Origin of the sequence: Vibrio gallicus, assembly GCF_024346875.1 — a bacterium.
GTDB lineage: Bacteria > Pseudomonadota > Gammaproteobacteria > Enterobacterales > Vibrionaceae > Vibrio > Vibrio gallicus.
The window spans coordinates 869,583-880,316 of record NZ_AP024871.1 but is presented as its reverse complement, the minus strand read 5'-3'; the positions used below and the strand labels follow the sequence as shown (position 1 = coordinate 880,316).

General features: G+C 43.0%; 8 protein-coding genes. 4 read left to right on the top strand and 4 right to left on the bottom strand.

Annotated elements, in window-relative coordinates; all coding sequences use genetic code 11:
• Nucleotides 1-144: 144 nt before the first annotated feature.
• Nucleotides 145-897: a SapC family protein gene (locus OCU28_RS04150; protein WP_261817078.1), complete on the bottom strand. Its 753-nt coding sequence runs from the start codon at nt 895-897 to the stop codon at nt 145-147.
• A 112-nt stretch (nt 898-1,009) separates the two neighbouring features.
• The gene (locus tag OCU28_RS04145) at nt 1,010-2,404 is read right to left on the bottom strand and encodes a TolC family outer membrane protein (protein ID WP_261817077.1); all 1,395 of its coding nucleotides are present in this window, start codon (nt 2,402-2,404) and stop codon (nt 1,010-1,012) included.
• A gap of 389 nt (nt 2,405-2,793) precedes the next feature.
• Here OCU28_RS04145 and OCU28_RS04140 point away from each other — a divergent pair, with 389 nt between their 5' ends.
• Together OCU28_RS04140 and OCU28_RS04135 are read left to right on the top strand one after the other, a co-directional pair.
• Nucleotides 2,794-3,096: a PTS fructose transporter subunit IIB gene (locus OCU28_RS04140; RefSeq protein ID WP_261817076.1), complete on the top strand. Its 303-nt coding sequence runs from the start codon at nt 2,794-2,796 to the stop codon at nt 3,094-3,096.
• Between the two features lie 15 nt (nt 3,097-3,111).
• Entirely contained in the window at nt 3,112-3,894 is a 783-nt protein-coding gene (locus tag OCU28_RS04135; protein ID WP_261817075.1) for a PTS sugar transporter subunit IIA, read from the top strand.
• Here the strand turns inward: OCU28_RS04135 and OCU28_RS04130 are convergent.
• Nucleotides 3,886-4,746, bottom strand: a complete 861-nt coding sequence (locus OCU28_RS04130; RefSeq protein WP_261817074.1) for a helix-turn-helix transcriptional regulator — start codon at nt 4,744-4,746, stop codon at nt 3,886-3,888. The two genes, OCU28_RS04135 and OCU28_RS04130, sit on opposite strands and share 9 nt — an antisense overlap.
• A 256-nt stretch (nt 4,747-5,002) precedes the next feature.
• Here OCU28_RS04130 and OCU28_RS04125 point away from each other — a divergent pair, with 256 nt between their 5' ends.
• Nucleotides 5,003-6,898, top strand: a complete 1,896-nt coding sequence (locus OCU28_RS04125; protein ID WP_261817073.1) for a PTS fructose transporter subunit IIABC — start codon at nt 5,003-5,005, stop codon at nt 6,896-6,898.
• Nucleotides 6,899-6,969: 71 nt separating this feature from the next.
• Nucleotides 6,970-8,169 (top strand): mannose-6-phosphate isomerase, class I, encoded by a 1,200-nt coding sequence (gene manA, locus OCU28_RS04120; protein ID WP_261817072.1) that lies wholly within the window; start codon nt 6,970-6,972, stop codon nt 8,167-8,169.
• Nucleotides 8,170-8,255: 86 nt separating this feature from the next.
• On the opposite strand, the gene OCU28_RS04115 is transcribed toward manA, so the two are convergent.
• Entirely contained in the window at nt 8,256-10,703 is a 2,448-nt protein-coding gene (locus tag OCU28_RS04115; RefSeq protein WP_261817071.1) for a molybdopterin guanine dinucleotide-containing S/N-oxide reductase, read from the bottom strand.
• Between the last annotated feature and the right edge of the window lie 31 nt (nt 10,704-10,734).

Sequence of the window (10,734 nt, the reverse complement as noted above, 5' to 3'; positions counted from 1 at the left end):
CTCTAACCTTCCTAGGGCTCTGCGGCACCAGATAACCCTATTAATTTTGTGGCTTTTTGGACTACTAAAAAGCAAAAATGCACAGCCCTAAGGCTGTGCTATCCATTTATTGCACAAGGGAGCATCCACTCCACTAGGTTCTGTTTAATGAACATTTCCATGTTCATCAGCACTTGTTGCTTGGGTTGCACCCTGCAACATCTTGTTTAGATTACGCAGCGAATGCAGGTGAAGATAAATTAGCTCAAGGCCATCACTAGCAAACAATTGCGACAAATCCTCTTGCTGCAATGCCTTTAGCTTCTCTTTGTTAATGACCTTAAAACCAGTCAAGGTGCGCTCTTCTCCACTTGGCAGAGTAAACTTCGCCCCCATATCCTCAAATAAATCCAGTTCAACCAACTTGTCACAAAATGCACGCGTGCGTTGATAATGATTCTGATAATCTTGCAAAAAGCTCAATACTTTTTCTAGATATTGTGTCTGCTCACCTTCCGCATCAAATAGGCGCTCACCTCGGTTTTCTTGGTTGCAACCCGAATAAGACTCATCAATACACAGAGTCAGCGTTTTACCCTCATCAGTACTTGCAAATACAAATGGGTAACGCCTTACAAAAGCAGGTACATATTTGGCTACCCATTGCCCTTGGTCATTAACGTATAGATTCTCATCTTGCTTAATTCCCATGACCACCACAGGCAGTACTTGGTCTCCCTCACCAGCAAACACAATAGAATAGTCTTGCGCCGCATGAGGAAACTCAGCCGCCATTAAAGGCACAGAGTTTACTTTTTTAGCAAAATCGTAATTATTTTCAGCCTTAACAGACCACTCTTGATGACGCTTCTTATTTACAGCCTCTACCTGACCGTAGATTAATAGTTGTGTAGTCACATCGAACTCCTTTTCATCCTTAAATGACTTCTTGGTTAAGTAACATCGAAACATTGATGCAAAAATATCGGTATACATATCCAGCCTAAGCTTCAACCTAGGCCAATGACTCCTAGTAAATAACAACCTTAGACAACTCTAGGTCCTCGTCTAACACTCTCAAATCGGTGGATACCTCTTGGCCCTGTAATGTGTTGTTGATCTGATTGAGATCGAACTCAGTTAACGTGCCCACCGCACGCTTTAGGCGTAGATTGTTGTACAAGTAGTCATAGCGGGCAGCTGAATATTCGGTTTGAGCAATAAAAAGATCTCGCACCGCATCAAGCACGGTAACACTGGTTGTTACACCGGAATCAAACGACTGCTGCTTAAACTCTACCGCTGAACCATAGGCTTCTACGGATTTCTTCAGCGCCTCAACTTTGCTAATAGAACTGGTAACTCCGGTAAATGCAGCCCGCGTTTCACGAGAGGTTTTACGCCATGTATTTTCTAGTTCATTGCGAGACTTGTGATACAAACTCTCTTTTTCACGAACGCGCGAGGAAACTGAACCCCCAGCATAAATAGGCACCTTCAAGCGGATCATGACATCGGCGGTTTCAATCTCACTACCACCACCAAATAACGAACCATCCGTCTCAGAGCGATTGTAAGATGCGACAAGATCTAGCTCTGGATAGTGTCCGCCTTTTTGACTGCGGATATCATGACGAGCGGCTTCAAGGGTTTCTTGCTTTGCTAAAAGAGAAGGGTTATTTTTTTGCGCGTTGTTAATCCAAGTCTCAACCTCAAACGGATCCGGTCTTACTAGAGCAAGCTCTTCGCCTAAGGTCGCCATACTGGATGGTACTCTTCCGGTCAGTTCATATAAGCCTTGTAAGGCATCGCGCAAGGCGTTACCAATCTCAATTTGACGAGCCTGAGCTTGTAATAATCTCGCTTCCGAATCAATTACATCGGTCTTACGCGCCAGACCATTCTTTGCTTGAGTTTGAACCCGTTCAAAGTGTTTCTCTAGAGAGTTAACCTCAGCATCAATACCCAAATAAGTATCGCGCTTTTTAAGGACAGTAAAATAGGACTTTGCAACTCGTAGAATCAATTCTTGACGTACATCTTCAAGCTCCGCTGCAACCCGCTTTACTTCTTGTTTTGCCTGCGAGTAATACGCCCAGTTACTAAAGCTATAGATAGATTGGGTAAGGGAGAGGTTCAATTCATTGGTAGGGTAATTATCTGACCCTACATTGGTATACACCGGATTATCAGAATCGAGGATCTTCTGATAGGTTTGAGTATGGCTCAATTCTAGGTCAAGGGTCGGCAACAGCACCGATAGTGCTTGATCATATATTTCACTGTCAGCATCATGCTGCGCAATTCCAGCGCGATATATTGGATCATACTCTAATGCTTGCTGGTAGATATCGAGCAGGTTTTCCGCACTGACTACAGAAGTCACCGAACTCAATATAAGTGAGCTGAGGAGTTTCCTAACCATTATTCATCCCTTGTGATTAAGTTCGTTTATTCGTCCATGAAAAACATCACCTCAACGCATTAACTTCAGATACGTCGTACATCGTTAATACTGAAGTATATGCAAGATTGACAAAATCACACGAAATGAGAAAGATTTTCGTTATTAATTGGCACTTCGATATTTTGCACTGAAAAAGTAAGCCTGTAAGCGATAGGATAGTAAGGAAACTGATGCTTGTTTTGATCTGAGATTTGAGGACTATTGAGGCATTTTGCTTATAGTTATTAGTATCGCCCTACAAATTTAGTTTAATTACTAGATTTCTGTCATTATCGGAATAAAATAAAACCCAATCCTACTCCCAATATATCAACAACATATTGATAAGATAAAAGGCTTAACTATTGATGAAGGTAGTTGCAGTTACTGCTTGCCCTACGGGCATTGCACACACCTATATGGCAGCAGATGCTCTCAAAAAAGCAGCATCCAAGCACAACATTACGCTTAAGGTTGAAACCCAAGGTGCAATGGGAATTGAGAATACGTTAAATTCACACGATATCTCTCAAGCAGATAAGATATTAATAGTTTCTGATATTGAAATAGACCAAGCCGCTCGCTTCGAAGGCTGCAATTGGGTAAGAATTCCCATTGAAGAAGTGCTTTTAAATGTAGATAAAGTTTTAGCTACCCACTGTCGCAAGTAATCACTGACTTTTACATTGCACAGAGAATACACCCTAACCTTTATTGTGACCGACGAAGAGCGTAATCGTTTGATTGCGCCCGCTTTGACTCGCCTGTCACGCATCTTTCGTAGTCAATTTAGCCTGATCAACCTAACTCAAGGTAAAGCGTATCTATTAGAAAAATCTCTTACTATCTATCAAATAGCTATGCGTAATGGCGACTGCTGTCAATTAGTAGTACAAGGTATTGATGCAGAACTGGCTTGCTTTACCGTTAAAGAGTTATTTCAGATTGGTTATTCAGTAATAAAAGCCAGCCATAACCAGCCAATTCCGCCGCAAATTGCACGCCTTCATCCCGACTTACAAATTAACTGCGACTACAGGTTACATTTTCGGCGTGCTCACACCACGCTTAGCAAATTTGAAACCTTGCACACGCTGGCAGAATTGATATGTCCAAAACATCGTGACGACCTATTGCTCGCACTCATTAAACGAGAAGAGTGCTCCTCAACAGCTGTCGCGGCTGGACTTGCCCTACCACATGTCATGTTTGAAGGAGTAGATAGACTCAGCATAGCTATGCTTGGTATGAATAATGATAAAGGGATAGATTGGCAGTCTAACTTAGGTGATATCAGCACTGCTATTGCTGTTATCTTACCCGCAAGCCCCCATAGAACCGAGCTTATAGCCGCTACTAATCTCACTAGAAACCTATTACATAAGCGCTACGCTCACCGCTTAGCCTATACCTATGACCCTGTAGATAAACAAGCTCTGCTTATTTATGGGCTCAGTAAGCTAATTTGATATCTTGTATTGGCTTGGCGTTTTTCCAGTCTTCTTTTTAAACACTCGACAAAAATAATTTACTTCTTTATAGCCACAACGAAGTGCTACTTCGGCAAGTTTAAAGTTATATTTTTTAAGCATAAACTTAGCCCTATCCACACGAACCCAAGTAATGTAATCGGCTAGTGTCATATGACCCTGCTGACGAAATAAGCGCGATAAATGATTGGGAGATACGTTAAAGCGCATCGCAATGCTGTCACGGGTTATATTGAGATGAAAGTTCTCTTGAATATAGATACAGATCCCTTGATATAGGTCTTGTACTCGATTATGTGTTTCACTTTCAGGACGTTTAAGCAACATGCAACTGTACTCAAGCAAAGCCTTTAGCAAAAGTTTATCCATTGGTTTTTTAGGGGACTCTCGAGAAAGAGCATTTAATGCTTCTAGAATATTATCAATCGCAAACCCAGAACTGGTTTGTACACTATATTTTTGAATATCATAGAAGCTCTCTTCCCCTGCCCTTTTATGCACCATACTCAAGCCAAGTTGTCGCCGTCCAAACAACATACTGAGAACCGAGCAATCTGTGTCCCACGACGGCTTGTTCCAACAATTTGGTGGTACAAAAACCGCATCTCCCGGCAGTAGTATTTTTTCGGTAATATGGTGGTCATCTGTTTCAAGCTGATTATGATAGGTTCCAGCAAGAACCAACTCTAGTCTTGGGAAGTTAACCTGATAACTAAAAGCGGGCGGCGTATAGAAGTCCCCAGCGAACAGGATTTGTCCGAATGAAGATTCCTCATCTAATAAAGAGGTGATTTTTTGATGAAAAATCTGTTCCAACACCTGCGACTCCATAAATACAAATAAGCTAGTTCACATAGAGTACCCAAATCATTTACTTTCAGATAATGATTTCATTGCAAATATTAATTCCAAGATATCAAGAACATAGGAAACCAGTCTCATTAAAGTCTAAAAGTTGAGCTTCGTCACAATTAGATTCAAGTGATACATAAGTATAGTAAATGCGTTTTTTGTCCACTAGCTAACTTATCCAACTCATCACAAAATACCCACATACAAAATAATAAAAACATAAGAGGGTACATCCATGATCCATAAACTAATCAATGAACGATTGATTAAGCTTGATCTCCAAGCCACCTCCAAGCAAGAAGTCTTCGAAGAAATGGCTGACATCTTACTGAAAGAAGGACGAATCAACGATAAACAAAATTTCGTTCAAGATATCTGGGCTCGGGAAGAACTAGGAAACACAGGGTTCGAGGATGGTGTTGCCCTACCCCATGCTAAAAGCCCTGCCGTAATTGAACCAGCAGTAGTGATTGGTGTAAGTTCAACAGGTATTGATTACGGCGCTGAAGACGGATTACCATCTAAGCTATTTTTCATGATCGCATCACCTGATGGCGGTGCCAACCATCATATTGAAGTGCTAGCTCAGCTGTCATCTAAGCTCATCGAAGATGGTTTTATTGAACAGTTCATGCAGGCAAGCTCTCCAGTTGACGCTCTGGCCATTTTAACCCAACAAAGCCAACCTGTAGCTACGGCGTCTACTCAGGAAAACGGTTTTCTCATCGGGGTAACTGGCTGTCCTGCTGGCGTTGCGCATACTTACCTTGCTGCAGAAGCCCTAGAAAAAGGCGCTGCTGAGTTAGGATATAAAATAAAAGTTGAGACTAATGGCTCAATCGGTGTGAAAAACAGCCCTACCGCAGAAGAAATTCAACGAGCTGACGCTGTTGTAGTTGCTTGTGATAAACAAGTCGACATGGCACGATTTGCGGGTAAACGCGTAATCGAAACGGGAGTGAAAGCACCAATTAAAGATGCGAAAGGTTTGATTAAGCAAGCATTAGAAGCCGAGTCATATCAAGCCGACAGCGCTGCACCATCGACTACAGACAAGGTATCTCAAACCCGTTCAAACCTATACCGCTATCTAATGAATGGTGTATCACACATGATTCCATTTGTGGTAACAGGTGGTCTGCTGATTGCATTGTCTTTAGCTATTGGTGGCGAGCCTACTCCATCAGGTATGCAGATCCCAGAAGGTAGCTTGTGGAATCAAATCCTAAACGTAGGTGTAGTTGCCTTCCAATTGATGATTCCTATCCTTGCCGGTTACATTGCTTATGCTATTGCTGACCGTCCTGCATTAGCTCCAGGCTTAATTGGTGGCTGGATTGCAAACAACGGATCTTTCTATGGCGCAGATGCAGGTACTGGATTTATCGGTGCAATCATCGCCGGTCTCTTAGTTGGTTACTTTGTGAAGTGGGTAACCTCTATCAACTATCACAAATTTATTCAGCCATTAGTACCGATCATGATAGCGCCAATTACTGGTTCTCTCTTCATTGCTAGTATGTTTATCTTTGTCATTGGCGCACCGATCTCAGAGCTTATGAATGGCCTAACTGAACTACTCACTAGCCTTAGCACAGGCAACGTTGTGTTACTCGGTATCGTGCTTGGTGGTATGGCTGGGTTCGATATGGGTGGCCCATTTAACAAAGTAGCCTTCCTATTCTCAGTAGGCATGATCGCTAGCGGCCAAACACAATTCATGGGTGCAATGGCGTGTGCAATCCCTGTCGCTCCCTTAGGCATGGCACTTGCAACGGTAATTGGCCGTAAATTGGACATCTTTGAGGCTTCTGAGATTGAAGCAGGTAAAGCTGCAGGAGCAATGGGCCTAGTTGGTATATCAGAAGGTGCAATTCCATTTGCAGCTCAAGACCCAATGTCAGTGATTCCAGCTAACATTCTTGGTTCAATGGTTGCAGCGGTTATGGCATTTTCTTTCGGAGTAACCAATAGCGTTGCACACGGTGGTCCTATCGTTGCCCTACTTGGTGCAATGAATCTACCACTGCTTGCTATATTGAGCATGCTTGCAGGTACCGTTACCACAGCGATTGTATGTGTTACCTTGAAAAAAGTTCGTAAACAAAAACTGGTTACCGCTACTGCGTAATTAGACTGACATTTTAAATATTAAAAGCTCAAGTTTTCGCTCGAGCTTTTATTTGTATGTGAAAGGCAATTATGAAAACCATAAAGAAAACTTCATTTTTCCCAATGAAAAATCCTATTCAAAATTTTCAATGGGGTAGTAAAGACGCTCTCACTAAGCTGTTTGACACTCCTAACCCTAAGCATGAACCTCAAGCAGAACTGTGGATGGGTGCACACCCAAACGCCAGCTCAGCAGTCAATGTTGGTGCCAGCACCACATTGTTAAATCACCTAATTGCGCAAGATAAATCCGCTTTTCTATCTTCTGGGACCGCACAGAAATTTGGCGAGCTTCCATACTTATTTAAAGTATTAGCTGCAAATTCTGCATTATCAGTGCAAGTTCATCCAAATAAACAACAAGCCCAACAAGGTTATGCCAAAGAAAATGAGCTAGGTATTCCCCTTTTGGCTGCTAATCGTAACTACCGTGACGCAAACCATAAGCCAGAACTGGTATATGCACTAACCTCATTTCAAGCTATGAACGGATTTCGTCCTTACGCCGAAATTCAAAGCCTATTCGCCTCATTAACAATTGAGGTGTTACATGCACCCCTTGCGAAATTTAGTCAAGACTTAACCGCTGCAGGCCTAGAGCGCTTCTTTGTTCAGTTATTAAATCTAGCAGGCGAAGAAAAAATCAAAGCGATTAAACAATTGCTTGAATACACTCAAAATAATACCCAAGACCCACTATATAAACTGATTAGTGAATTAAAAGATCAATACCCTGGTGATATCGGCCTGTTCACCCCATTAATGCTTAACGTGCTGACGTTAGCGCCGGGAGAAGCGATGTTCTTACACGCTCAAACTCCTCATGCCTATCTAAAAGGCACTGCATTAGAGATCATGGCTAATTCTGATAATGTTCTACGTGCTGGGTTAACACCTAAGCATATGGATATTGATGAACTGGTTGATTGCACCAAATTTACTACAAGCCATGCAAGCGAGCTTCTAAACGAGCCAAGCCAAAGCAATGGTGTATCTTGCTATTCTATCCCAGTAGATGATTTTGAATTTAGCGTGTATCACAGCCCTGAGAACCAATCTGTACAATCAACTAGTGCCGACATCCTATTTGCAATTGAACAGTCATTGACCCTAACCCATGAATCTGGCGAAACATGCACTATCCAAAAAGGACAGTCGGTATTTGTTCCCGCTTATGTTGCACAATATAAAATCAGCAGTAAAGGACGAGTCGCTAAGGCGCACTACTAATCCAACGCCCTAAATAAAAAAAGGTCACCTGATATATGTCAGGTGACCTTTTTATTTCAAGCCTATATGCCTGTAATCTTAACTAACTAGCCATTTTTAGGTGGTACAAAGGCAGTAAGTTCAAGCTCAGGGCCTGTATATTTTTCTATACGACACAACGCAGAGTTTGCCGCGCAGCCATTGGCTAGGCGTGAAGTAGGAATATCCAAGGTCAACACGTTGGCCCCACCGTTCTTACAGATGCCGGTTTTCTTATCCAGATCCGGCCAGCCCCCTTCATGGATACATACTGAACCTTGCTTGATTCCGTCCGTCACCAATGCGCCAACTAAGACCTGTCCACGGTCATTATATGCTCGTACTAGGTCGCCCGTCTTAATGCCATATTCCTTAGCATCTTGGGTATTGATTGTGATTGGTTCACGGTTACCGATCGCGTATTCCTCACGAATTTTGGCGTAGTTGAACTGGCTGTGTAGACGATGCGCGGCGTGCGCTGTCATCAATTGCAATTCACCCTTCTTAGCACTACCAACATACTCTGTTGGCTCTAACCACGTTGGGTGTGCTGGGCAATCTTCCAGTTTATAGCCCTCGATGGTCTTAGAGTGGATCTCAATTTTACCACTTGGTGTACCTAATGGATTCATCACTGGATCTTTACGGAAATCACCATGACGTACAAACTGCGCAGCTTTCTTATTTAACTTCATTTCAATCAGTTCATTGTCATCCCAGAATTTGCCAAAGTTAGGCATACGAATACGCGCTGAGCGGCCCGCTTTTTGCGCAGCATCATAGAAGCCTTTTAGCCAGTCCATTTCAGACTTGCCTTCAGTAAACACATCTCGACCACCAGCTTTCAACATCTCAGACATATCCGCAAATACATCAAAATCATGACGTGCTTCACCTTGCGGTTCAACAACAGCCTTCATTGGAACTAGATGTTGGTTACTGTAGTCACCGGTCATAGTCATATCATTACGCTCAAAAGAGGTCGTAATTGGCAATACGATATCGGCATGTTTGGCGGCCGCAGTCCAATAAATTTCAGAGATAACCACCATCTCAGGCTTTTGCCAAGCCTTTATTAAACGGTTGGTATCTTGGTGATGAGTAAAGTTTGCACCACCTGCCCACCACACCATTTTGATATCAGGGAAGGTTAATTCTTTACCATTGTGGATATATTTCTTACCCGGATTTTCAATCGCTTCAACAAAGCGAGCAACTGGGAAGCTGTTAAGTGCCCCAGATACTGCCCAATCATTGCCTGCTGATGAACCGCCACCAATTGATGCTGAAATCGCCGGAAGGATAGCCGCGTCACGAGTTGGATTACCACCATTTGAGTAGTGATATGAAAGACCAAAACCACCACCTGGAAGGCCGATTTGACCTAGCATAGAAGCTAATGTCACCAACATCCAGTGGCGCTGTTCACCAAACTGTTGACGCTGTACGCCCCAACCAGACATAAGCATAGTGCGATTTTGAGCGAAGATATCGGCCAGTACTTCCATCTGTTTAGCTGGAACACCTGTAATTTGTTCAGCCCATGCTGGTGATTTCTCGACACCATCTTCTTTACCTAGAAGGTAAGCCTCAAACTTATCGTAGCCCGTAGTGTATTTGTCTAAGAACGCTTTGTCGTGCTTACCTTTTTTCACTAATGAATGGGCAATACCCATCATTAACGCAACATCTGTCATTGGGTGAGGGGCAATCCACTGAACTTTATCTTCAAAGAAATCAATAGTTTCAGAGCGCATTGGGTCAATGGCGATAATCGTCTTGCCTGATTTTTTCAATTGATGGAAGAACTCAAGACCAGAGCAATCTGTTGAACTCCACGCAATCTTCAAGGTATTAATTGGGTTCATGCCCCACAATACAACGACATCACTACTTTCGAGAATAACCGGGTGTGTCGTTTGCTGTTCGTATACCTCAATTGAGCCCATAACGTGCGGCATGATGACCTGAGATGCACCTGTAGAGTAATCACCGAGGTGACCAGAATAACCTCCAGCCATGCTCATATAACGTTGCAGCAAGGTCTGCGCCTTATGCAATACGCCACTTGAACGCCAGCCATAAGACCCTGCAAATACAGAATCAGCGCCATGCTCTTTACGAATACGCATGTGCTGTTCATGTGCAAGTTTATAAGCTTCATCCCATGACACGCGAACAAACTCGTCATCACCACGCTGACCCGTTGGTTTAGATGGGTTTTCTAAAAAGCCCTTACGAACCATTGGGTATTTGATGCGCGCTTTAGTATGAACCTGATCCGGCCCTAATGTTTGTAAGCTATTTGGCACAGTCTGTGCCAATGCATTTTTACTAGAGATCAGCTTGCCGTCTTTAACTTCAACCAGCATTGGTCCCATGCGCCCAGCAGTTAATACGCCAGAGCCTCGCTTTTTAGCTGCCATTGCTGACATTGGAGTCAGCGAGGTGATTGCCATAGCACCAGCAGCCAGTCCAGTTCCTTTCAAGAATCCACGGCGGGATATATTAGTCATAAAATGTTCCTTTAATTTCAAGCCTTTGTTC

Bases quoted from the DNA above. Each gene is read 5' to 3' on its own strand.
- OCU28_RS04145 (WP_261817077.1), bottom strand. From the start codon at position 2,404: ATGGTTAGGAAACTCCTCAGCTCACTTATATTGAGTTCGGTGACTTCT.
- OCU28_RS04140 (WP_261817076.1), top strand. From the start codon at position 2,794: ATGAAGGTAGTTGCAGTTACTGCTTGCCCTACGGGCATTGCACACACC.
- OCU28_RS04130 (WP_261817074.1), bottom strand. From the start codon at position 4,746: ATGGAGTCGCAGGTGTTGGAACAGATTTTTCATCAAAAAATCACCTCT.
- OCU28_RS04125 (WP_261817073.1), top strand. From the start codon at position 5,003: ATGATCCATAAACTAATCAATGAACGATTGATTAAGCTTGATCTCCAA.
- manA (WP_261817072.1), top strand. From the start codon at position 6,970: ATGAAAACCATAAAGAAAACTTCATTTTTCCCAATGAAAAATCCTATT.
- OCU28_RS04115 (WP_261817071.1), bottom strand. From the start codon at position 10,703: ATGACTAATATATCCCGCCGTGGATTCTTGAAAGGAACTGGACTGGCT.